At 67.9% G+C, this 21,055-nt stretch carries 21 protein-coding genes and 1 tRNA gene; 12 read left to right on the top strand and 10 right to left on the bottom strand.

Translation table 11 applies throughout. The features are described from left to right. Positions 1-103: 103 nt before the first annotated feature. Positions 104-925 carry a TrmH family RNA methyltransferase gene (locus B146_RS0111115; protein ID WP_026358528.1) on the top strand — a complete coding sequence of 274 codons (822 nt, stop codon included), beginning with the start codon at positions 104-106 and terminating at the stop codon, positions 923-925. On the opposite strand, the gene B146_RS0111110 is transcribed toward B146_RS0111115, so the two are convergent. Both B146_RS0111110 and B146_RS0111105 read right to left on the bottom strand, forming a co-directional pair. Then, on the bottom strand, positions 858-2,048 hold the full coding sequence (locus tag B146_RS0111110; RefSeq protein WP_019996515.1) for a hypothetical protein: 1,191 nt from the start codon (positions 2,046-2,048) through the stop codon (positions 858-860). The genes B146_RS0111115 and B146_RS0111110 overlap by 68 nt on opposite strands. Positions 2,049-2,256: 208 nt before the next feature. Continuing rightward, positions 2,257-2,847, bottom strand: coding sequence for a DUF1134 domain-containing protein (locus tag B146_RS0111105; RefSeq protein ID WP_019996514.1), 591 nt, complete (start codon positions 2,845-2,847; stop codon positions 2,257-2,259). 303 nt (positions 2,848-3,150) lie between these two features. Between B146_RS0111105 and chpT the strand changes: the two genes are divergently transcribed. Both chpT and B146_RS0111095 read left to right on the top strand, forming a co-directional pair. Beyond that, positions 3,151-3,786: a histidine phosphotransferase ChpT gene (gene chpT / locus B146_RS0111100; RefSeq protein ID WP_019996513.1), complete on the top strand. Its 636-nt coding sequence runs from the start codon at positions 3,151-3,153 to the stop codon at positions 3,784-3,786. Between the two features lie 113 nt (positions 3,787-3,899). Continuing rightward, positions 3,900-4,274 carry a response regulator gene (locus B146_RS0111095; protein WP_019996512.1) on the top strand — a complete coding sequence of 125 codons (375 nt, stop codon included), beginning with the start codon at positions 3,900-3,902 and terminating at the stop codon, positions 4,272-4,274. A gap of 40 nt (positions 4,275-4,314) precedes the next feature. On the opposite strand, the gene B146_RS25750 is transcribed toward B146_RS0111095, so the two are convergent. From B146_RS25750 to ctrA, 3 genes are all read right to left on the bottom strand, one after another. Beyond that, positions 4,315-5,070 carry an EAL domain-containing protein gene (locus B146_RS25750; protein ID WP_019996511.1) on the bottom strand — a complete coding sequence of 252 codons (756 nt, stop codon included), beginning with the start codon at positions 5,068-5,070 and terminating at the stop codon, positions 4,315-4,317. Between the two features lie 105 nt (positions 5,071-5,175). Next, positions 5,176-6,024, bottom strand: coding sequence for a hypothetical protein (locus B146_RS0111085; RefSeq protein WP_019996510.1), 849 nt, complete (start codon positions 6,022-6,024; stop codon positions 5,176-5,178). Positions 6,025-6,390: 366 nt separating this feature from the next. Then, positions 6,391-7,086 (bottom strand): response regulator transcription factor CtrA, encoded by a 696-nt coding sequence (ctrA, locus tag B146_RS0111080; RefSeq protein ID WP_019996509.1) that lies wholly within the window; start codon positions 7,084-7,086, stop codon positions 6,391-6,393. A 375-nt stretch (positions 7,087-7,461) separates the two neighbouring features. On the opposite strand from ctrA, the gene B146_RS0111075 reads away from it, so the two are divergent. Beyond that, positions 7,462-7,821: a flagellar FliJ family protein gene (locus tag B146_RS0111075; protein ID WP_019996508.1), complete on the top strand. Its 360-nt coding sequence runs from the start codon at positions 7,462-7,464 to the stop codon at positions 7,819-7,821. Between the two features lie 227 nt (positions 7,822-8,048). Here B146_RS0111075 and sciP read toward each other — a convergent pair whose 3' ends face one another. Continuing rightward, positions 8,049-8,339: a CtrA inhibitor SciP gene (gene sciP, locus B146_RS0111070; RefSeq protein WP_026358527.1), complete on the bottom strand. Its 291-nt coding sequence runs from the start codon at positions 8,337-8,339 to the stop codon at positions 8,049-8,051. 255 nt (positions 8,340-8,594) lie between these two features. Between sciP and mnmA the strand changes: the two genes are divergently transcribed. Then, positions 8,595-9,749: a tRNA 2-thiouridine(34) synthase MnmA gene (mnmA, locus tag B146_RS0111065; protein ID WP_019996506.1), complete on the top strand. Its 1,155-nt coding sequence runs from the start codon at positions 8,595-8,597 to the stop codon at positions 9,747-9,749. A 36-nt stretch (positions 9,750-9,785) separates the two neighbouring features. On the opposite strand, the gene B146_RS0111060 is transcribed toward mnmA, so the two are convergent. Together B146_RS0111060 and B146_RS0111055 are read right to left on the bottom strand one after the other, a co-directional pair. Beyond that, positions 9,786-10,742, bottom strand: coding sequence for a Gfo/Idh/MocA family protein (locus tag B146_RS0111060; RefSeq protein WP_019996505.1), 957 nt, complete (start codon positions 10,740-10,742; stop codon positions 9,786-9,788). Positions 10,743-10,890: 148 nt separating this feature from the next. Then, positions 10,891-10,967: transfer RNA gene (locus tag B146_RS0111055), tRNA-Met, on the bottom strand. A 246-nt stretch (positions 10,968-11,213) separates the two neighbouring features. On the opposite strand from B146_RS0111055, the gene B146_RS0111050 reads away from it, so the two are divergent. From B146_RS0111050 to B146_RS0111020, 7 genes are all read left to right on the top strand, one after another. Next, positions 11,214-11,813: a DNA-3-methyladenine glycosylase gene (locus B146_RS0111050; RefSeq protein ID WP_019996504.1), complete on the top strand. Its 600-nt coding sequence runs from the start codon at positions 11,214-11,216 to the stop codon at positions 11,811-11,813. A 140-nt stretch (positions 11,814-11,953) separates the two neighbouring features. Further along, entirely contained in the window at positions 11,954-12,913 is a 960-nt protein-coding gene (locus B146_RS0111045) for a DMT family transporter (RefSeq protein WP_019996503.1), read from the top strand. Between the two features lie 103 nt (positions 12,914-13,016). Next, positions 13,017-13,868: a DUF2793 domain-containing protein gene (locus tag B146_RS0111040; protein ID WP_019996502.1), complete on the top strand. Its 852-nt coding sequence runs from the start codon at positions 13,017-13,019 to the stop codon at positions 13,866-13,868. Between the two features lie 110 nt (positions 13,869-13,978). Beyond that, positions 13,979-15,127: an anhydro-N-acetylmuramic acid kinase gene (locus tag B146_RS0111035; RefSeq protein WP_019996501.1), complete on the top strand. Its 1,149-nt coding sequence runs from the start codon at positions 13,979-13,981 to the stop codon at positions 15,125-15,127. A 168-nt stretch (positions 15,128-15,295) separates the two neighbouring features. Then, positions 15,296-15,799, top strand: coding sequence for a 2Fe-2S iron-sulfur cluster-binding protein (locus B146_RS25745; RefSeq protein WP_019996500.1), 504 nt, complete (start codon positions 15,296-15,298; stop codon positions 15,797-15,799). Further along, positions 15,796-16,779 carry an FAD binding domain-containing protein gene (locus B146_RS0111025; RefSeq protein WP_019996499.1) on the top strand — a complete coding sequence of 328 codons (984 nt, stop codon included), beginning with the start codon at positions 15,796-15,798 and terminating at the stop codon, positions 16,777-16,779. Before B146_RS25745 ends, B146_RS0111025 begins: the two co-directional genes overlap by 4 nt. Further along, positions 16,779-19,025 (top strand): xanthine dehydrogenase family protein molybdopterin-binding subunit, encoded by a 2,247-nt coding sequence (locus B146_RS0111020; RefSeq protein WP_019996498.1) that lies wholly within the window; start codon positions 16,779-16,781, stop codon positions 19,023-19,025. Before B146_RS0111025 ends, B146_RS0111020 begins: the two co-directional genes overlap by 1 nt. A gap of 70 nt (positions 19,026-19,095) precedes the next feature. On the opposite strand, the gene B146_RS0111015 is transcribed toward B146_RS0111020, so the two are convergent. After that, on the bottom strand, positions 19,096-20,064 hold the full coding sequence (locus B146_RS0111015; RefSeq protein WP_019996497.1) for a sugar kinase: 969 nt from the start codon (positions 20,062-20,064) through the stop codon (positions 19,096-19,098). Next, on the bottom strand, positions 20,064-20,990 hold the full coding sequence (locus tag B146_RS0111010) for a ribokinase (protein WP_019996496.1): 927 nt from the start codon (positions 20,988-20,990) through the stop codon (positions 20,064-20,066). Before B146_RS0111010 ends, B146_RS0111015 begins: the two co-directional genes overlap by 1 nt. Positions 20,991-21,055: the final 65 nt, after the last annotated feature.

Below are 21,055 nucleotides of genomic sequence, written 5' to 3'. Positions count from 1 at the left end.
GAGCGTCCATACAGGACAAGCCTTGCCGGCGCATGGCCTTCCCGCGCCGCCCGACGCTTCGTCGCACCCTTGCCTCGCCTTCTCGTCTGAAAGTCAGGACGCCATGAGACAACCCTTGCGCATTCTCGATCCGGCCGATCCGCGCATCGAGCCGTTTCGGGCGGTGCGCGATCGGGACGTGCGCGGGCGCGACGGGTTCATCGGGGAGGGGAGCGTCGTTCTCGACCAACTCGCCCGCTCCACGCGCTTTCGCACGCGGGCGCTCCTGATCCTGGAAAACCGCCTGGAGGGCCTGTCGGAGCGTCTGGCGCCCTTCGGGCCGGACGTGCCGATCTATATCGCGGGGGCGGAGGTCTTCGACGCCATCGCCGGCTTCCCGGTGCATCGCGGCGTTCTGGCCTATGGAGAGCCGGCACCCGACCCGGAGGAGGACTGGGACCGGCGCTTGGCGGCGATCCGGGACGAGGCGGGCGTCGTCGTGGTGGCCTGCGGTCTGTCCAACCACGACAATATGGGCGCGCTGTTCCGCAATGCCGATGCGTTCGGCGCCGGGGCGATCCTTCTCGACGAGCGCGCCTGCGACCCGCTCTACCGCAAGGCCATTCGCGTGTCGGTCGGCTCGGTGCTGACGGTGCCCTTCCGCCGGATGGGCGCGCCGGACGCGATCCGGACAAGGCTCGCGGCGCTCGGCTTCGAATGCCTGTTCTTCTCGCCCGGCGGGGCGAAGGCGCTGCATGGCTTGCGCGACACCAAGCCCCGCGCCCTGTTCCTGGGAACGGAAGGCGATGGGCTCGACGCCGCGCTTCTGGCGCGCGGCGAGACCTTGCGCATCGCCATGGCGCCGGGCCTCGACAGTCTCAACGTCGCGACTTCGGCCGCGATCGCCCTCCACCATTTCTTTTCGCTGCGCCAGAAGCCGGCTTAGCCACCACGGTTGGGGCGGGGGCCGGCGGCGCGTCGGGCGTCGTGGCCGCCAGAAGCGCGGCGGGCGCGGGCATGGGCGCGGCTTCGCGCGAAGGCGCGCTGTCGCCGGGGCTCGCTTCGCCTGCCGAAAGAAGCGCCCGAACGCGACTCGCCAGGCTCGGCGCGCCCTCGCGCACCGGCTCGGGCTGTTCGATGAGCGCGCGCAGCGGCGAGTTCGCGCCCTCCGTTTCGATTTCCTTCTGGATCACGCGGGCGGCGATGTCGCTGATCCGCTCGCGGATCTCGGCATTCTCGTTTCCATCCGCCGCGAAGCTCGCGGGCGCGGCGACGGGGTTCGGCATGGGGACGGGCGCGGCTACGGGCAGCGGCGCTGCGGGCGTGCCGACATCCGCCCGGCTTTTCAGCACGGCGCGCAGCCGCTCGCTGCCGCTGCGGGGCGTCCCGCCGCGCTCCGGCTTCGCGGCAATGGGAGCGGCTTCGATCGGTGGGGCGGGTTGCGGCGGCGGGGGCGGCGGCGCGACGGCGCTCGGCTTCGCGCTCGGGAGCGTGGGGGCGCCGGGTGCGCGCGCGAGGCGCAGAGCCTCTTCCAGCTTGGCGATATGCGCGTCGGCCAAGCCGAGGCGCTGGTGGTCTTCCGCCGCGCGCTCCTTCAGCGCCTGATGGCGCAGCGCGAGGGCTTCGAGTTCCTCCGAGCGCCCTTGCAGCCGCGCGCGCAGCTCCTGATGCGCGCGCAACAGCTCGTCGCGCTCGCCGACCACGGCGCGCAACCGCTCGTCTAGCGCCGAGACATGCATGTCGCGCTGGGTGAGCGTTTCTTCCAGCTCCTTCTGGCGTGCCAGAAGATGGCCGTTCTCGAGGATCACGCGGCCGGCTTCGCCGCGCTCTCGCGCCGCCTTCTCGCTGACCTCCCGCGCCCGCCGCTCCTCGCGCCGCAGCGAAAAGGCGGAGGTGGCGCGCACGAGATCCATCTCGGCGCGAATCTCGTTGACGCTGGTCGGGATGGTCGCGTCGAACTCGCGCCGCGCGAGGCGCTGGGCGCGCCGCCAGACCAGCGGCACGAACAACAGCGCGATCAGACTGGCGCACAGGGCGCCCAGACAGAAGATAAGGGCGGTCGCGATCATCAAAGTCCCTGCGCTCCCGGGCGCGGTCGCCGAAGGTCCGAACCCTTCGCCTCTCTACGCCAGTCCTGGCGATCGTGGCTAGGCTCGCCGGCGTTCGGAGCCTGTCTGAAAACCCGGCCGGGCCAGCCTGCCGCGTTTTCAGACAGGCTCCAGGCGCCGGGTCATCCGCCTATATGGCGGCGCCGCGCCGCTCGGGTAGCGTGGAGCTTTAGAACGGGTTCCAGGTCGGGGCGGGCGTCAGCTTGAGATAGCCGATATTGACGCCGAGCCGGGCGCCGACGCCGGTGCGGATCGGCACCAGCGTGACCGCTTCGCGCTGCAGGAAGGTCATGCCGATGCCGCCCACGAGATAGGCGCTGCCCGACACGCCCGCATAGCGGCCGAAGAGGCTGTTCACCGAAGGCAGGTCGTAGACCAGCATCATGGTGCGCGCGCCGTCGCCGCCGGCATCCAGCCCGATCGAGGGGCCCTGCCAATAGACCCTGTGCTCGCCCGCGTTCTTGGTGAAGAGCGTGCCCTCGCCGAAGCGCAAGCCGCCGATGAACGCGCCCGAGCCTTCCTCGCCGAGAATGTAGCCGTTCGGCAGGCCGCGCTCCTGGAACGCCCGCTCCACCGCCGTGGCGAGGCCGCCGGACGTCGCGCCGAAGAAGCGGTGTCCCTCGGTGACGATCTCCTGCATCGTGTAGCCGCCGGAGGATTGCTGCGCGCTGGCCGGCGCGAGGGCCGACGGCGCGAGAACGGCACCGAGCGTCAGGAAGGCGAGCGACAGGGGGCGGATGTGCCGGAGAAGGCGCTGCATGGAGCCGGTTCCTCTATAACGAGCGGACGCGCGCGGCTGCGCTTTTCGAGCCCGCAGCCTAGAAGCGGCATGGTTGCCGAAATGCTAAGACAACGGCACAAAGGCGCGAAAAAGCCGCGCCTACCTTCGCCGGGCGGACAGTCACGTCCCCCAATTGGGCGGCGAAAGCGGCCGGCCCTGTTGCTTTTGCCGCACGGCTCGGCCCGAAATGGGTGTCGGCGCGCATCCGGCCTCGTCGGGCGGGCTCGCTCATGTTAGGCGCGCTATCAGACAATTTTAACGAACGGGACGAACGGAGCTCCGATGACGACCCTGCCCGACTTGTCCGCGCCGGATCTGGCCGCGCTTCTCGCCAGCCGCCTGTGCCACGACATCATCTCCCCCGTGGGGGCCGTGCAGGCCGGTCTGGAACTTCTGGACGAGATGCCGAACGACCCGGAGGCCATGGCGCTCGTGCGGCGTTCGACGCAGAGCGCGGTCGCCAAGCTCCAGTTCGCCCGCATCGCCTACGGCTCGTCCGGCTCCACCGTCGCGCAGATCGACATGGGCGACGCCAAGACCGTCGCCGAGGGCTTCATGTCCTTCGAGAAGGCGGAACTGAGCTGGGAAGGGCAGCGGGCCTATGTTCCCAAGAACGTCGCCAAGTTGGTTCTGAATCTCGTGCTGATCGCCAACGCCTCCGTGCCGCGCGGCCGGCGCGTCGAGGTGCGGGTGGAGGAACTCGAGCCGCGCCTTCGCATCACCGTCACGGCCAATGGCAAGCCGCTGCGCGTTCCCGCGACGTTCCGGGCGCTCTTGGCCGACGAGCCGCTGGCCGAGCCGATCGACGCGCATGGCGTGCAGCAGTATTACACGCTGCTTCTGGCGCGCGAATGCGGCGCCACGGTTTCCCTCGCGCTGGACACCGAAGCGGCCGTCATCACGGTCGAGCGGGACTGATCGGTCCAATTTGACGCGCGGCGTTCATGCTTCCTTCGCCGCGTTTGGGAACCGATCGGAAAAGCTGCCGACGCTAGGGTCGTTTCATCGCCTTGCGTCGGGAGTCTCGCGCCATGCCGTCCTGCCTCGTTATCGACGAGAACAATATCGTTCAGAAGGTCGCCAGCCGAATTCTCTCCGGCATCCGTATCGACACGGTCGGCGTGTCGGGCTTGCAGGAGGCGGAGGGGCTTCTGGGTATGACCAAGACGTCGTTCGACCTCGTTCTCCTGTCCTCGACCCTGCCGGGCACGCCGGTCGACGTCGCCTTGCGGTCCTTGCGCGGCAGCCCGGTCGGCAAGGCGCCGATCCTCGTCTCGCTGGTGGAATCCAATCTCGGCCTGATGACCCGCGCCAAGCGCGCCGGGGCCAGCGGCTTCATCTTCCGCCCCTTCGACCGCGCCAGCCTGACGGCCTGGGTCGAACCCTTCCTCGTCGTCGCGGCCTGAGCCGTTCCACCGGCATCCGATCCGCCCGACCGCCCGCTGCCTAGCGCCGGACGCCGATCGGCGCGCCCAGGAAGAAGCCCTGTCCCGCGTCGATGCCGAGCGCCTTCAGGGCGTGGAGCTGGGCCGGCGTCTCGATGCCTTCCGCCACCACGCGGCTCTCGATCGCATGGGCGAAGCCGACGAGACCGCTGATCAGGGCGTGGATCGCCTCGCTTCCGATCAGACCGCGCGTCAGCGAGATATCGAGCTTCACGACATCGGGCCGAAGATGGATGAGGTGCTGCAGATCGGCATGGCCGGCGCCGACATCGTCCACCGCGACGCGAAGACCCCTGGCCCGCAACGGGCCGAGCGCCTCGTTCAGCGCGGCGTAGTTCTCGACGGGACGGTGTTCGGTGAGTTCCAGGACGATCCGTCGCGGGTCGATCCGCTCGAAGATCGGCAGGATCGCGCCGGTGAGAACCGCGCCCGGCGAGGCGTTCACCGAGAGATAGAGACCGGGCGGCAGGATGCGCAGGGCCCGGATGGCGCAGCCGATCGTATCGGCCTCCAGCCGGTCTCCCAAACCCGCTTCCGCCGCTTCCAGAAACCAGGTGTCCGGCGAGCGGTCGCCCGACGCGTCGAACCGCGTCAGGCATTCGAACCCCTCGATCGTGGAGGTCGAGAGATCGACGATCGGCTGATAGGCCGAGCGGTACGCACGGTTCTGGATGATGCGGTGGATGACGCGCGCTCCGGCGCGTCGCGGGCTGGCGTCTGTGAGGGTGTGTGCAGGCACTTCAGCGAGATGGGACATGCCGGCCTCGTTGGCGGGGGCGTCGTGAATGCTGCGGGATGAGAGGGCGCCGGGCGGAGCGCGGCAGAGGGGCACGAGCTTGGCCCTGCCCGGCGCCGGCGCGGATCAGGCCGCGTCGACGTAGTAGGCGATGCCTTCGTATTTGAACTGGGGCAGGGCCTGGACGACCTGGGCGACTTCCTGCTCGCTGGTCGTGTAGAAATGCGCGCCGGTGTCGGTGTTGTAGAAGCGATAGAGCGCTTCGTGCTTGCCGCCGCCGTCGTCCGCGTAGGCCGTGTAGGCGGGGCCTTCATATTGATACTGGCTGAGATTGGCGCGCACGCTGTCGCGCTCGACCTCGCTCGCCGTATAGAAATGCGTCTTGGTTTGCACGTTGTAGAAGCGATAGACCTCCGGGCCGGCGCCGACATCGGTCGTCACGTCGAAGGCGTTCCCCTCGTATTTGAACTGGGGCAGGTTCTGCACCACGCTGTCGCGCTCGGCGACGCTGGCCGTGTAGAAATGAACGCCCGTCTCCACGTTGTAGAAGCGGAACACGTCCTGCGTCGGCGCGGCCGCGCCCGGAGTGGGGACCGAGATGATCGATCCGTCCGAGCCGATCCCGAGATTGAGATCGATCAGCGACCCGCCCGGCCCCTGCGACAGAATCTTGCCGCCGACCGAAATCAGCGAGTTACCACCGGTTGCGGAACTTCCGATATCCAGCCCGAGATCGAGAAGTGAGCCGCCGGACTGCTTCATGACGTTGCCGTCCTTGACGACGAGGCTTTCGCCGACGCCGAGGGACGCTTTCACGTTCAAGAGATTCAGAGCGTCGAGATTGAGAATGGCCGATAGGCCAGGCGTGTTCGCCGTGGTGGGGTTGGCAGGTGTCATGCCCGAACCGCCGCTGCTCCCCCCTCCCAGGAGGGCGTCCACGAGATTGATGGTGGTCGGCAGAAGGTTGCTCAGCATATCCGTCTCCACAAGATACGAGTGCGGGTTAGAACCCTGAGTTATAATCTCGCAGCAGAGGTTGCGGTTTCAAGTGTTATCTGAGGTTATGTTTTTCGTCCTTCCGACGCGGTAAACGGAGCCCTACTCCAAACCGTCGAGTGTGCTGGAAATCCGTAGGGGTCACGCGGACCGCAATCGAGGCTAGGGCTAGGGCTATGGCTAGGGAGGGGTGGGACGCGTGGCGCGCAGGCTCGACGCGCGTCAGCGCCGCGCCTCGCCCCGTGTTCACTCGGTCCTCGCGAGCACCGCGAGCCCGTTCGCGAAACGAAAAAAGCCCGCGGCCTGAACGGCGCGCGGGCTTTGCGTTTGGGAAAGGCGAGGGGATCAGGCGGCGCGGGTGTCGGCTTCCGGCTCGCGCAGCACGTAGCCGCGGCCCCAGACCGTCTCGATATAGTTCTTGCCGTCGGTGGCGGTCGCCAGCTTCTTGCGCAGCTTGCAGATGAAGACGTCGATGATCTTCAGTTCCGGCTCGTCCATCCCGCCATAGAGATGGTTGAGGAACATTTCCTTGGTCAGGGTCGTGCCCTTGCGGAGCGAGAGAAGCTCCAGCATGGCGTATTCCTTGCCCGTCAGATGGACGCGCTGGCCGTTAACCTCGACCGTCTTGGCGTCGAGATTGACCGTCAGGTCGCCGGTCACGATGACCGACTGGGCATGGCCCTTGGAGCGGCGCACGATGGCGTGGATGCGCGCCACCAGCTCGTCCTTGTGGAAGGGCTTGGTCATGTAGTCGTCGGCGCCGAAGCCGAGGCCGCGAACCTTGTCCTCGATTCCGGCCATGCCGGAGAGAATGAGGATCGGCGTCTTGACCTTGGCCAGACGCAGCGTCCGCAGGACTTCGTAGCCGGACATGTCCGGCAGATTGAGGTCGAGCAGAATAATGTCGTAGTCGTAGAGCTTGCCGAGATCGACGCCTTCTTCGCCCAAGTCCGTCGTATACACGTTGAAGCTCTCGGACTTCAGCATGAGTTCGATGCTTTGCGCGACGGCGCTGTCATCCTCGATCAAAAGAACGCGCATCACTTATCCCTCTGCGTCAGCCCGGTCGATCGCCTTGAAATCGACAAGGTTGGTGTTCGTGCCCTGATGGATTGGAGCTTGGCACTGAATGGTTAACAATCGCTTCAATTTCCGGTCTCACTTCGAACTGTTCTGATGATGGAAGTTTAAGTTCGAGGGCGTTGCCGTAAAGTCACATTCGGGGCGGCGCGCCGGTGGAGAAGGGAAGCGTTTGAACCGTTCGATTTACTCAGCCTTAAATCCTCGCCGCATATGATTAACGGCGCGCGTAAACAGGTGGTTAAAGCTAGCTTTCGAGCCTTGCCCGAAACCACCCCTCGCGACGCGGCTCGGGGCTTCATGATGCGAAGCCCTAGAACAGGAGAGTGAACCGTGATGCCGAAACGTGAGAACCTGATGCGACTCAGCCGTTTCAAGGTGACGGAAAAGCGCCGGCAGGTCGAGCAGCTCCAGCTCATGTTGAACGAGTTCGAGCGCATGGCCGCCGAATTGGACGCCCAGATCGCCAACGAGGAAAAGAAGTCGGGAATCACCGACGTCACGCATTTCGCCTATCCGACCTTCGCCAAGGCCGCCCGCACCCGGCGCGACAATCTGATGAACTCGGTCGGCGACCTGCGCATTCAGATGAATGCCGCGCGTTTGTCCCTCGAGGAAGCCGAGGCGGAATTCGCCAATGCCGAGAAGCTGGAACAGCGCGAGGCCGTCGAGGATCGTCGCCCCGCCGTCGCCTGAGGACGCTCGGAGGGCGGCTCGCCCCATCCGATCTCCCGATACGCCACCCCACAAAAAAAGGCCCGTGCGCGCGAGCGCCGGGCCTTTTGTCATGCAAGCCTGGAACAAGCCTGTCGGGCTAGACCGTAAGGGCTCGAGAATGAAGCGAGGCGCCCATAAAAAAGGACCGGCTCGCGCCAGTCCTTCTTGAAAACCCATGGGCCACCCAGGCGGGGCGCGGCTGACCTTCAGTGGAGGTCGGCCTTCTTGCGGTATTCCTGGATCTGCGTGGTGCGAAGGCCGGCCAGGCCGTGACTGTCGATCGAAACCTGCCAGGACAGGAATTCCTCGACGGTCAGCGTATAGCGCGAGCAAGCTTCATCGAGACTGAGGAGACCCCCGCGCACCGCGGCAACCACCTCGGCCTTGCGTCGGATCACCCAGCGCCTTGTGTTGGACGGGGGAAGATCGGCAATCGTCAGCGGGCTCCCGTCCGGGCCGATGACGTATTTCACTCTTGGTCTAACCTGATCGGTCATTGAACTCTCTACACTCACGCAAAGACCTAATCGCTGAATCAAACCTAGCCCTTAGCTTCTAAAAAATCCGCTAAACCCCTTGAAAGACTTTGATAAGAGGTTGTCTCAACTCCGCCGAACCGGTGCCGGGACCCTCCCCGTTTCGTAAGTGAAGCGAAAAGCCGTGCGCCCTCAGACGGTTGGCATGGCGCGCGTGAGCGCTTACATACGCGCTTTGACCGGCCGCCGCGTGCGGTTCTTCGCAGAGTCCATGCCATGTTGAACAGCCTCGATCTTCCGAAGGCGCCCGCCGATACGCGGGTCGTGGTCGCCATGTCCGGCGGCGTCGATTCGTCCGTCACCGCCGCGATCCTGAAGGACGAGGGCTACGACGTCGTCGGCATCACGCTGCAGCTCTATGACGGCGGCGCGACGCCCAAGCGCGCCGGCGCCTGCTGCGCCGGGCAGGACATCGCGGATGCGCGCCGCACGGCCGAGATTCTCGGCATTCCCCATTACGTGCTCGACTACGAGGACAAGTTCCGCCAGTCGGTCATCAACCCGTTCGCGGAAAGCTATCTGGCGGGCGAGACGCCGATTCCCTGCGTCGCCTGCAACCAGACCGTCAAGTTCCGCGACCTTCTGGCCACCGCGCAGGATCTGGGCGCCGACGCGCTGGCCACCGGCCATTACATCGAGTCGCGCGCCAATGGCGGCCGTCGCAGCCTGTTCCGGCCCGCCGATCTCGACCGCGACCAGAGCTATTTTTTGTATGCCACGACGCAAGCGCAGATCGACTTCCTGCGCTTTCCCCTCGGCCGGCTGACCAAGCCCGAGACGCGCGAGATCGCCGCGCGCTTCGGGCTCGGCGTCGCCTCCAAGCCCGACAGCCAGGATATCTGCTTCGTCGCCAACGGGCGCTATAGCGACGTGATCGCCAAGCTGAAGCCCGATGCGGGGGCGCCGGGCGATCTCGTTCATGTGGACGGGCGCCATCTCGGCCAGCATTCGGGCATCGTCAACTTTACGATCGGCCAGCGGCGCGGGCTCGGCGTCTCGTCGGGCGAGCCGCTTTACGTCGTGGCGATCGACGCGCGCAGCCGCACCGTCACGGTCGGCCCGCGCGAGGCGCTGGCGACGCGCCGTCTGGCGCTGCGCGACGTGAACTGGCTGGGAGCCGAGAGCTTCGCGACCGCGGCGGAGCGCGGCGAGCCGCTCTTCGTCAAGATTCGCTCCACCCGCCCGCCCGCGCCGGCGCGCCTCGTTGCGGAGGGCGAGCAGGTCCTGGTGGAACTCGCCATGGGCGAGGAGGGCGTTTCGCCCGGACAGGCCTGCGTCTTCTATGCCGGCGAGGGCGCCGGGGCGCAGGTGCTCGGCGGGGGCGTCATCGCCCGCACCGAGCCGGTGAGCCAGACCTCGCGCGCCGCCTGAGCGGCGGCGCACCCCCTCGAAGCGGCGCGCCTGCGATCAGGCCGGCGCCGCGCGAGGCGAGGCGAGATTGAGGATGCGCACGGTTTCCACCGCTTCCGCCGAACCCGTGCGCGGCTCCTGGCGCGTTTCGATGCAGTGGAGAAAATGCCGCAGCTCGCGGTCGAGCGGCAGGCCCGGCTCGGTCGGCTGGTAGTCGGCATCCGCGCCCCGGAAGGCGAAATGCGATCCGTCGCGCCAGACCTCGTGCCCGTAGAACGCGAGCTTCTGACCCTCGGGCGCGAGATCGTCGAAGGTGATCATGCCCTTGGTGCCGATCACCGAAAAGCGCCGGTCGCGATAGGGCGAGATGCGGGACACGTGGATTTCGCCCGTCAGCCCGCCCGGGAAGCGCAGCGCGATGTCGGCGGCGTCGGTCTCGTCGCTGAGAACGGTTCGCCGCAGCGTGTCCACCGCGTCCGGCGCGCCGCCCGCCATGTGCAGAACCAACGAGAGATCGTGCGGCGCAAGGTCCCAGACCGCGTCCATGCCGAGAAAGCGCCCGAGGCCGAGCCGCGTCGACACGATATGCCGCACCGTGCCGATGCGGCCCTCGCGCACCAGCGCATCGAGCGCCTCGAACACGGGATGGAAGCGCAGGACGTGCCCGACCATCAGAAGCCGGCCTTCGGCCTTGGCGACGCGGGCCGTTTCCTGCGCATCGGCCAGGTCGAGCCCGATGGGTTTCTCGATCAGGACGTCCTTGCCGGCCCGGAACGCCGCGCGCGCCGTCGGCCCGTGCAGGCGGGGCGGCAGCGCCAGGACGACGCCGGCGATCCCGGGATCGGCGAGGACCTCGTCCACCGTGCGGGCGGGCACCTCGAACCGCTGCGACAGGGCGCTCGCACGCTCGGCATTTCCGTCCGCGATCGCCGCCAGCGCGCCGATCTCCTTCAGGGTGCGAACGTGATTCTGCCCCCATTGGCCACAGCCGATCACGGCCAGTCGCGTCGTCATGGATCTATCCTTCTCGCGCCTCGTGGATCGAACCCGCTGCGAAACGGATTCGACACCCGCCCCTCATGGCCCCAGACGGCCGGAAATGCCAGACGAGCGCCACGACGTCTGTGCACGAGGATCGATAGATGGAAGGGGTAAGGGAGGATGGTGGCGGTGGGTGGACTTGAACCACCGACCTTCGGGTTATGAATCCGACGCTCTAACCAGCTGAGCTACACTGCCAATCCAAATCACGCGGCCTCGGCCGCGACATCCCGATCCGGCTTGCGCCACGATCGAAAGGGCCCGTCGCCGTGGGGCGTGTCGAGCATGGGCGCGATATACGAAGGGGAGGGCCGCGCTGTCAAGCCCCGCCGCGAGAGCGCGCCGCCGAAATCGGGTTGATCGAAGCGCGAGCGAGGGCTTGAGAACCAGACCCGCCGGATCGGCGTTGCCGATCCTGATGCCGCCTCGCGACGGACCCGCCTCATGACCCTGCCTTCTTCCGACCCGTCGCCCTTTCCCGCCGAATGGTTCGCCCTCGACGCGGTGACGCTGGCCACCCGGCTGATCGGGGCGGGGCTCTATCTCGACGGGGTGGGCGGGCTCATCGTGGAAACCGAGGCCTATCGGCGGGACGATCCGGCCTCGCACAGCTTTCGCGGCGAAACGGAGCGCAACCGCGCCATGTTCGGCGCGGTCGGGCGCGCCTATGTCTACCGCTCCTATGGCATCCACTGGTGCCTCAACGTGGTCTGCGACGCGCGGGAGCCCGGCAGCGCCGTCCTGATTCGCGCGCTGGAGCCGCGCGCCGGGCTGGAGCGCATGGCCGAGCGGCGCGGAACCGAGGCGCCGCGCCTTCTCTGCTCGGGGCCCGGACGCCTCGCGCAGGCGCTCGGCATCAGCCGCGCGCAGGATGGCGCGGATCTTCTGGAGGCGCCCTTTCGGATGACCGCGCCCGGTCCCGAACTCGCGCTGGCGACGGGGCCGCGCATCGGCATCACCAAGGGCGTCGAGCAGCCCTGGCGCTTCGGCCACGCGGGCTCGCGCTATCTCAGCCGCGCCTTTCGCGCGGGATCGCCGGCCTGACTTCGGGCGACCACGCGGACGATGCGACCCCCAAGGAAATCAGGCGCCTCGCGGCGGCAATTTCGCTTGGAGGGCGATGATCATCGGTATAGGCGCTGGTTGTGCGCGCTTTCGGAGCGCCGGCCCCCGGAAACTGTCCCATGAACTCCTCGTCGCCCCTTTCGAAGACTTCGCCCAGCACGCTTCTCGGCGTCGGATTCATGATGCTCGGCGTCTTCCTGTTCTCGGTGAACGACGCGATGGGCAAATGGCTGGTCGGCACCTACACGGTCGGGCAGATCCTGCTTCTGCGCAGCATCGCCGCCCTGATCGTCGTCGCGCCCTTCGTGCATCGCGAAGGCTGGGGGCGGGTGCTGCGACCCGCGCGACCGGGGCTTCAGATCCTGCGCGCGGCGGGCTCGACGCTGGAGGTCGGCTTCTTCTACTGGGCGCTGAGCTATCTGCCGCTCGCCAATGTCATGACCTTCTATCTGGCTGGGCCGATCTACGTGACGGCGCTCTCCGCGGTGATCCTGAAGGAGCGGGTCGGCTGGGTGCGCTGGAGTGCGGTTCTCTGCGGTTTCGCCGGCGTTCTCGTCGCGCTCGGTCCCGATCTCGCCAGCGCCGGCTGGCCGGCGATGATCGCGGTGGCCGGCAGCTTCTGCTACGCGCTCCTGATGATCTCGACGCGCATTCTCGCCAAGAGCGGCGAGGCGACGCTGATCGCGTGGCAGACGACGGCGGCCTTGATCGCCGGTGCCGTTCTCGCGCCGATCGGCTGGGTTCAGCCCAGCGGCTTCGATCTCGGTTTCCTCGGCCTTCTCGGCATCGTGTCGATGGTGGCCCATGCCTGCGTCAATCGCTCGCTCCTGATCGCGCCGGCCTCGGTGGTCGTGCCCTATCAATACACGCTGATCGTCTGGGCGATCCTGTTCGGCGTGGTGCTGTTCGGGGAAACGCCGCGGATCAGCCTGCTTCTCGGCGCGGCCGTCATCACGGCGTCCGGGGTCTTCATCTTCCTGCGCGAGCAGAAGCTGAGCGTCGCGACGACGGCCTCCGGCGCGGCCGCGACGTCCGGCGCGCCCGACGCGGTGCAGATCGTAGACCGGCCGAACCCCTGAGGAAGCGCGCCGATCTTTCCACGATCTGTCCGCGATCTTTCCGCAGGGCTCGCGCCTGCCCGTAAGCTTCGGCCTTCCCGAAACCGCACGGAAAGCGCCGCCCATGTCCCGCTCGCCTCGTCTCGATCTGCCCTTCGTCCTGCCGCAGCAGGCGCAGAAGCACCTCACCGTCAACGACGCCATGCGCCGGCTCGACGCGCTGGTGCAGACGGCGGTGGTCTCGGCCAGCCTTGGCGTCGAACCGGCGAGCGCCGCCGAAGGCGCGCTGTTCATCCTGCCGGCGGGCGCGTCCGGCGCGCGCTGGTCCTCGATGACGACCGGCGCGCTGGCGCTCTTCGAGGATGGCGGCTTCGTCGAGATTGCGCCCGTCGCGGGGCAGATCGCCTATGTCGCGGACACCGGCGCCTTTCTCCTGTTCGACGGCGCGGCCTGGACGGATCGCCCGTTCCGGCCCCGCCAGGTCGACCAGTTCGGAGTGAACGCCGAGCCTTCCGCATACAACAAGCTGACGGTCGCGGCCGATGCCGAGCTTCTGACCCATGACGCGCGCACGCCCGGCAGCGGCGACGCGCGCAAGGTGATCAACAAGGCCGCGCCCGGCCGCACGGCCTCCGTCCTGTTCCAGTCCAACTGGTCGGGCCGGGCCGAGATCGGGCTCACCGGCCATGACGATCTCTCGATCCGCGTTTCGGCCGATGGCGGCAGCTTTCGCGACGCCTTGCGCGTTTCGGCCGGCTCGGGCCGCGTCGGCATCGGGCGCAGAGAGGCGCCGATCTGCGCGCTCGATGTCGGCGGGCCGGTTCGCGTGGGCGCCTATGCGCGCGCCGATCTGCCTGATGCGGCAGGGGGCGCGGGGCAGATCGTCTATGTCTCCGACGAGGCGGGCGGCGCGGTTCTGGCCTTCAGCGACGGGGCGCGTTGGCGCCGGGTCACGGACCGCGCGCCGGTCGGCTGACCTCAGCGGCGGACCGACCGGACGCGGGTTGGAACCCATGGTCAGTTTGGCACGAACGCTCCCATGCGATAGCCAAGGGCAAACTCTCGCTTCGATTCGGGAAAGCACGCATGGCAATCTGGGCGATCGGTCTGATGACCGGAACGGTGTTGGACGGCAATGTCGACATTGCCATGCTGCGCACGGATGGCGAGCGGATCGAGGAATTCGGCCCGACCCTGCTCGCCCCCTATCGCCGCGACATCCGTCCTCTTCTCAAGGAAACCTTGGCCGAGGCCGCCGAATGGGGCTTCGAAGGGCCCGAGCCCGAGATCTTCGCGGAAGCCGAGCGGGCGCTCACCATCGCCCAGGCCGATGCCATCGCCGCCATGATGGAGGACGAGGGCGTCTCGGCCGAGGATGTCGGCGTGATCGGCTTCCATGGGCAGACCGTGCTGCACCGGGCGCGCACGCCCGAACGCCGGGGCGCAACGCGCCAGCTCGGCGACGGCCGGCTGATGGCCGAACGGCTCGGCATTCCCGTGGTCTATGATTTCCGCTCGGCCGATGTGGCGGCGGGCGGGCAGGGCGCGCCGCTCGCGCCGCTTTATCACCGCGCGCTTCTGCGCCGCATCGGGGCGGGCGAGGACACGGCCTTCCTCAATCTCGGGGGCGTCGCCAACGTCACCTGGGTCGCCGCCGACGGCACGATGCAGGCCTTCGACACCGGCCCCGCCAACGCCCCGCTCAACGACTGGATGGACCGGCGGATGGGCGCGGACATGGACCGCGACGGCCAGTTCGCCGCCAAGGGGCATGTGGACGAGGCGCGGCTGGAAAGCATTCTCGCCAACCCCTATTGCTCGCGGCCCTATCCCAAATCCCTCGACCGCAACGACTTCTCGGCCGGCATGGCGGAGGGCCTGTCCACCGAGGACGGCGCGGCGCTGCTGACGGCCGTGACGGCCGGCATGGTGGGGCGCGGGCTCGACCTCCTGCCGCACCGTCCGACCCGGCTGGTGGTGGGCGGCGGCGGGCGGCGCAACCCGGTCCTGATGCGCGAGATCGCCAAACGCGCGCGGGTCGAGGTCGAGAATGCCGACGCGCTCGGTCTGCGCGGCGACACGGTGGAGGCCGAGTGCTTCGCCTATCTCGCGGTGCGCTCGCTGCGCGGCCTGCCGATCAGCTATCCAACCACGACCGGCGCGCCGGAGCCGATGACCGGCGGCCGCCTCGCCCTGCCGCCCGGGCGCAAGGCGCCGGAGGTCGAGGAAGGCTGACCGACAAAGGCTGGCCGGGGGCTGCGCTTTCGCGCCACGCTCCTTCGCCCCATCGCTTCCCGGCTACCGAACACGCGGCGCAAAAGGGCTGCGCGCGAATGTCCATGCACCCATCCCGCTCTAGCTGCGTTGTCCAATCTGGAAACGTTACAAGGAGCGGCATCGGTCATGCGACTGAACGTCAATGGAGCCGACCACGAGTTGGACCTCGACCCCCGGACCTCGCTGCTCGACGCCCTGCGTGAGCATCTTGGGCTGACGGGAAGCAAGAAGGGCTGCGACCACGGCCAGTGCGGCGCCTGCACCATTCTCGTGAACGGCCGGCGCATCAATTCCTGCCTGACGCTCGCCGTCATGCACGAGGGCGACGAAATCACCACGATCGAGGGGCTGGGCGCGCCGGGCCACCTGCATCCGATGCAGGAAAGCTTTCTTCATCACGACGGCTACCAGTGCGGCTATTGCACGCCGGGCCAGATCGTCTCCGCCGTCGGGATGCTCGGCGAGGCCAAGGAGAACTGGCCGAGCCACGTTACGGAGGCGCTGGACGGCAAGGTCGATCTCAGCGACGCCGAGATTTCCGAGCGCATGAGCGGCAATATCTGCCGCTGTTCGGCCTATCCCAACATCGTCGACGCCATCCGCACGGCGAGCGGAAAGGCCTCGGCATGAGACAGTTCGATTATGTCCGCGCCGCGAGCCCGAGCGAGGCCGCCCATGTCGCCTCCGAGGCGAGCGCCAAGTTCATCGCCGGCGGCACCAATCTTCTCGACCTGATGAAGCTTCAGGTGGAAGTGCCGGACAAGCTCGTCGACATCACGCGCCTGTCGCTGAAGTCGATCGAGGAGGTGGGCGGAGGCCTGCGCATCGGCGCGCTCGTCACCAACAGCGATCTGGCCGCCGACGAGCGGGTGCGGCGCGACTACGAGGTTCTTTCCCGCGCGCTTCTGGCCGGCGCTTCGGGCCAGCTGCGCAACAAGGCGACGACGGGGGGCAATCTCCTTCAGCGCACGCGCTGCGGCTATTTCTACGAGACGACGGCCCGCTGCAACAAGCGCGAGCCGGGCTCGGGCTGCGACGGGCGCGAGGGTTTCAATCGCATTCTCGCCGTTCTCGGCACGTCGGAAAGCTGCATCGCGACCCATCCGTCCGACATGGCGGTTGCCATGCGCGCGCTCGACGCCGTCGTGGAAACGCTGAAAAGCGACGGCTCGACCCGCGAAATCCCGATCGCCGAGCTTCACCGCCTGCCGGGCGCGACGCCCCAGATCGAGACCTCGCTGGAGCCCGGCGAACTCATCACGGCCGTGCGCCTGCCCAAGCCCGTCGAGGGCGTGCATCTCTATCGCAAGGTGCGCGACCGCGCGTCCTACGCCTTCGCGCTCGTCTCCGTCGCCGCGATCGTGCGGATGGACGGGGGGCGCATCGCCGAGGCCAGGCTCGCCTTCGGCGGTCTCGGCACGGTGCCCTGGCGCGATCCGGCGGTGGAAGCGGCCCTGAAAGGGCAGGCGCCGAGCGACGCCCTCTTTGCCGAAGCGGCCGATCTTCTTCTGAAGGACGCCAAGGGCTTCGGCGACAACGACTTCAAGCTCGAACTGACGCGCCGCACGCTGCCGGCCGTTCTGCACGACGCGACGCGGGGAGAGAACTGATGGACACGTTCGACCTCAAGATGAACGAGCCGGTCGGCGAGACGCGGCTCGACGCGGGCGTGCAGAACGTCATCGGCAAGGGCATCGACCGATTCGAAGGCCCGCTGAAAGTCTCGGGCCAAGCGCGCTACGCCTACGAGAACATGCATGGCGGCAATGTCGCCTATGGCTTCGTCGTCACGGCCGGCACGGGCGCTGCGCGCATCAAGCGCGTCGACACGATGGCCGCGCTCGCCAAGGCGGGCGTGCTCGACGTGATCTACGAGGCGGACGGGCCGCGTGCCTCGGCCGACCCGAACGACAACATGCCCGCCGCGATCAAGGGCGAGGTGGTCCATTACGGCCAGCCGATCTGCTTGGTCGTCGCGACGAGCTTCGAGATCGCCCGCGACGCGGCGCGCCTCGTGGTGATCGAATACGAGGCGGAGGAGGGCGTGTTCGACCTCCAGGCCGAGCAGAACAAGGCCTACGAGCCGCCGAAGGGCTCGGGCGCCATGCCCTCGACCGTGAAGCGCGGCGATTTCGACAAGGCCTTCGCTGCGGCCGACGTTCAGTTCGACGTGACCTACACGACGCCGAGCCAGAGCCATTCCGCCATGGAGCCCCATTCGGCCATCGCGGACTGGAAGGACGGCGAGCTGACGCTTTACGGCTGCTACCAGCTGGTTTCGACCAATGTGAGCCAGCTCGCCAAGGCGCTCGGCATTTCGCCGTCCAAGGTTCACATGGTGAACCGCTATATCGGCGGCGGCTTCGGCGGCAAGCTCGGCATCGGCCCGGAAAGCGTCTTCGCGTCCATGGCGTCGCGCAAGCTGGGGCGGCCGGTCAAGGTCATGCTAACGCGCCAGCAGGTCTATCAGGCGACCTCGCGCCGCTCTGACACGATCCAGCGCGTGCGGCTCGGCACCGACAAGTCCGGCCGCATCCAGGCGATCGCCCATGACACGATCACCAGCAATTCGCGCGGCGACGAGTTCTTCGAGCCGGCGGGCATCTCGACCGTGTTCCTCTATGCCGGCGAGAACCGGCAGGTGACGCACCGAAAGGTGAACCTCAACCTGCTTCTGTCCTCCTCAATGCGCGCGCCGGGCGAGGCGGTCGGCATGCTGGCGCTCGAAAACGCCATGGACGAGATGGCCGAACAGCTGGGGCTCGATCCGATCGAATTCCGCAAGCGCAACGAGCCGGAGGTCGATCCGCAGGACGGGCTGCCCTTCTCCTCGCGCATGCTGGTGGACTGCATGGAGGAGGGCGCCCGCCGCTTCGGCTGGAAGGAGCGCCGCTCCAAGCCCGGCACGCGGCGCGAGGGCGAGTGGCTGATCGGCATGGGCATGGCCGCCGCCTCGCGCAAGAACATGCTGCAGCAGGCCTCGGCCCGCGTTACGCTGCTCGGCAGCGGGCGAGCCACGGTCGAAACCGACATGACCGATATCGGCACCGGCACCTACACAATCCTTCAGCAGATCGCCGCCGAGATGCTGGGCCTGCCGCATGAGCAGGTCGAGGTCATGCTCGGCGATTCGCGGCTGCCGCAGGCGCCGGGCTCCGGCGGCTCCTGGGGCGCGAACTCCTCGGGCTCGGCCGTCTACACGGCCTGCGAGGGCATCGTCGAGGCGCTCGCCAAGAAGCTCGGCGTCAAGGCCGAGGACATGACGCTGAAGGACGGGACGGTCATATCAGGCAACCGCCAGACGCCGCTGTCGCAGGTTCTCTCCGACGGTCCGATCGTGATGACCGGCAATTTCAAGCCGGGAAAGACCTCTCAGAACACCCATCAGGCGAGCTATGGCGCGCATTTCTGCGAGGTCGGGGTCAACGCCGTCACCGGCGAAGTGCGGGTGCGGCGGATGCTCACCGTCGGCACGGCGGGGCGCATTCTCAACGAGAAGACGGCGACCTCGCAGTGCTATGGCGGCCAGATCTTCGGCATCGGCTCGGCGCTGACCGAAGAGCTGGTCGTGGACGTGCGCAGCGGCCTCCTCGTGAACCACGATCTGGCCGAATATCACGTGCCCGTGAATGCCGACATTCCGCAGCTCGAAGTGGTGCTCCTGCCGGAGCGCGACCATGCGGCGAGCCCGCTGGCCGGCAAGGGCATCGGGGAACTCGCGATCTGCGGCGTCGGCGCTGCGGTGACGAACGCGGTCTACAATGCCTGCGGCGTGCGTGTGCGCGACTATCCGATGACGCTGGACAAGATCCTCGCGGGTCTCCCGGCGAACGGGCATCGCATCGCCGCCGAGTGATCGGCCGGGCGATGGAATCGAAAAAGGCGCCGGAGCGATCCGGCGCCTTTCTGTTGTCAGCTTTCGCTTCTCAGCTTTCTCGCGGGCCTTGCGCCCACCATGTCGCCTCGCGCGGAACGATCGCGCCATATTCGCCGATCACGGCGCTTGCCATGCGATGGCCCGCCCGCGCGGCCTCTTCCAGGCTGGCGCCGCTGACGAGGGCGGCGAGCGCCGCACCGTTGAAACTGTCGCCGGCCGACGTCGTGTCGACGATGCGCGGTGCCTTGACGCCTGCCACTTCGCGAAGGCCCGAGGCGTCGCCGAGAAGCGCCGGGTCGCCGCCCGATTTCACGATGGCGCTGGTCGCGCCGAGCTTGAGCAGCCGTTGCACGGCGCCTTGCGCATCGGCGTCGGCATAGAGAACCTGCTCGTCGTCGAGGCCCGGCAGGCTCAGGCTGGCGCGGGCATGGGCGCGCGCGATGGTCTCCGCCGCCTCTTCCTTCGAGGCCCAGAGCCGAGGGCGATAATTGCCGTCGAAGGCGACGATGCGCCCCGCCGCCTTCATGCGCTCGGCGAGCGCCAGAAGCCGTTCGCGTCCTTCGGGCGACAGGATGGCGAGCGAGATGCCGGAATAGACCAGCCCGTCGAAACTCTCGAGTTCGGCTTCCAGCGCCTCGTCGCGGCCATCGGTGAAGAGGCGACGCGCGGCCGAGGCCGAGCGCCAATAGGAAAAGGAGCGCTCGCCCTCGTCGTCCCGCGAGATGGCATAGAGCCCGGTCGTCTCGCCCTTGGCGATCTCGACATGATCCGTGCGGACGTCTTCGGCCTCGATGAAGCCGGGGATTTCGAGGCCGAAGGCGTCGTCACCCACGCGGGTCACGTAATGAACCTCGGCCGCGCCGGTGTCGCCCAGCGCGCGGCGGCAATAGACGGCGGCGTTCAGCGTGTCGCCGCCGACCGTGCGCCGCATGACGCCCGCTTCGTCGCCGGGGCGGTGATAGAGTTCGACCATGCACTCGCCGAGAAAGGCGATGCGCGGCTTGGGGGAAGCGGCCATCAAGCCTGCCCCCCGGTGAGGAACGCGTCGATCGCCTCGGCCTTCGGCATGGCGCTGCGCGCGCCGAAGGACAGGCAGGCGAGCGAAGCGGCGGCGACCGCGCGTTGCGTGGCATCGGACAGGGTCAGGCCGGCACCGAGACCGGCGGCCAGAACGCCGCAGAGCGTGTCGCCCGCGCCGGTCGTGTCCACCGGCTCGATGGCCGGCGCGCGGAACCGCTCGCTCATGCCCTGGCCGGTCGCGATCAGCGCGCCGTCGCCGCCGAGCGTCGCGAGAACGGTAATGCCCGCCTCGCTCGCCAAGGCGTTGGCGAGCGCGTCGGCATCCCCGCCCGTGACGGACAGGATCGCGGCCGATTCGGCGAGCTCGTGCTCGTTGACGATCAGAATGTCGCTCGCCGCGAAGAGCGCCCGCAGCGAGGCCGAATCGACGCCCACCGGCACGGGGGCGAGGTTGAGAACGACGCGCACCCCATGGTCGCGCGCCTCGCGCGCCGCCCGCAGGGTTTCCTCGAAGGGCAGTTCCATCTGCAGGAGGAGCGCGGAGGGCTCTTGGGCCCAGACCGAGGCGAGGCTCGCGGCATCGGCCAGCCGGTTGGCGCCGCTCGCCACCGTGATGGCGTTCTCGCCATCGGCGGCCACCGTGATGAAGGCGCAGCCCGTCGCTTCCTCGACGCGGGCGAGCGTGGACACGTCGATCCCCTCGCGCTCCAGGATCGCGGCCTCTTCTTCGCCGAAGGCGTCGCGCCCGACCGCGCCGGCAAAGAGCGTGCGCGCGCCCGCGCGCGCGGCGGCGGTCGCCTGGTTGGCGCCCTTGCCGCCGGGCATGCGCTCGTAGCGCGGGGCGAGCACGGTTTCGCCGGGCTTGGGAATGGTCTCGACCCGGCAGACGAGATCCACGTTCAACGAGCCGAAGACGACGATCATAGGCGAAACTCTCCCAAGCCTTGGTGCTCCGATCCCTAGACAACAACGATTCCGGCCACAAGCGG

The sequence above is a fragment of the Aureimonas ureilytica DSM 18598 = NBRC 106430 genome, from assembly GCF_000382705.1.
Lineage (GTDB): Bacteria > Pseudomonadota > Alphaproteobacteria > Rhizobiales > Rhizobiaceae > Aureimonas > Aureimonas ureilytica.
Note: the sequence above shows the minus strand (reverse complement) of the source record. Positions and strands in the feature narration are given on the sequence as shown.

Bases quoted from the DNA above. Each gene is read 5' to 3' on its own strand.
- B146_RS0111115 (WP_026358528.1), top strand. From the start codon at position 104: ATGAGACAACCCTTGCGCATTCTCGATCCGGCCGATCCGCGCATCGAG.
- B146_RS0111110 (WP_019996515.1), bottom strand. From the start codon at position 2,048: ATGATCGCGACCGCCCTTATCTTCTGTCTGGGCGCCCTGTGCGCCAGT.
- B146_RS0111105 (WP_019996514.1), bottom strand. From the start codon at position 2,847: ATGCAGCGCCTTCTCCGGCACATCCGCCCCCTGTCGCTCGCCTTCCTG.
- chpT (WP_019996513.1), top strand. From the start codon at position 3,151: ATGACGACCCTGCCCGACTTGTCCGCGCCGGATCTGGCCGCGCTTCTC.
- B146_RS0111095 (WP_019996512.1), top strand. From the start codon at position 3,900: ATGCCGTCCTGCCTCGTTATCGACGAGAACAATATCGTTCAGAAGGTC.
- B146_RS25750 (WP_019996511.1), bottom strand. From the start codon at position 5,070: ATGTCCCATCTCGCTGAAGTGCCTGCACACACCCTCACAGACGCCAGC.
- B146_RS0111085 (WP_019996510.1), bottom strand. From the start codon at position 6,024: ATGCTGAGCAACCTTCTGCCGACCACCATCAATCTCGTGGACGCCCTC.
- ctrA (WP_019996509.1), bottom strand. From the start codon at position 7,086: ATGCGCGTTCTTTTGATCGAGGATGACAGCGCCGTCGCGCAAAGCATC.
- B146_RS0111075 (WP_019996508.1), top strand. From the start codon at position 7,462: ATGCCGAAACGTGAGAACCTGATGCGACTCAGCCGTTTCAAGGTGACG.
- sciP (WP_026358527.1), bottom strand. From the start codon at position 8,339: ATGACCGATCAGGTTAGACCAAGAGTGAAATACGTCATCGGCCCGGAC.
- mnmA (WP_019996506.1), top strand. From the start codon at position 8,595: ATGTTGAACAGCCTCGATCTTCCGAAGGCGCCCGCCGATACGCGGGTC.
- B146_RS0111060 (WP_019996505.1), bottom strand. From the start codon at position 10,742: ATGACGACGCGACTGGCCGTGATCGGCTGTGGCCAATGGGGGCAGAAT.
- B146_RS0111050 (WP_019996504.1), top strand. From the start codon at position 11,214: ATGACCCTGCCTTCTTCCGACCCGTCGCCCTTTCCCGCCGAATGGTTC.
- B146_RS0111045 (WP_019996503.1), top strand. From the start codon at position 11,954: ATGAACTCCTCGTCGCCCCTTTCGAAGACTTCGCCCAGCACGCTTCTC.
- B146_RS0111040 (WP_019996502.1), top strand. From the start codon at position 13,017: ATGTCCCGCTCGCCTCGTCTCGATCTGCCCTTCGTCCTGCCGCAGCAG.
- B146_RS0111035 (WP_019996501.1), top strand. From the start codon at position 13,979: ATGGCAATCTGGGCGATCGGTCTGATGACCGGAACGGTGTTGGACGGC.
- B146_RS25745 (WP_019996500.1), top strand. From the start codon at position 15,296: ATGCGACTGAACGTCAATGGAGCCGACCACGAGTTGGACCTCGACCCC.
- B146_RS0111025 (WP_019996499.1), top strand. From the start codon at position 15,796: ATGAGACAGTTCGATTATGTCCGCGCCGCGAGCCCGAGCGAGGCCGCC.
- B146_RS0111020 (WP_019996498.1), top strand. From the start codon at position 16,779: ATGGACACGTTCGACCTCAAGATGAACGAGCCGGTCGGCGAGACGCGG.
- B146_RS0111015 (WP_019996497.1), bottom strand. From the start codon at position 20,064: ATGGCCGCTTCCCCCAAGCCGCGCATCGCCTTTCTCGGCGAGTGCATG.
- B146_RS0111010 (WP_019996496.1), bottom strand. From the start codon at position 20,990: ATGATCGTCGTCTTCGGCTCGTTGAACGTGGATCTCGTCTGCCGGGTC.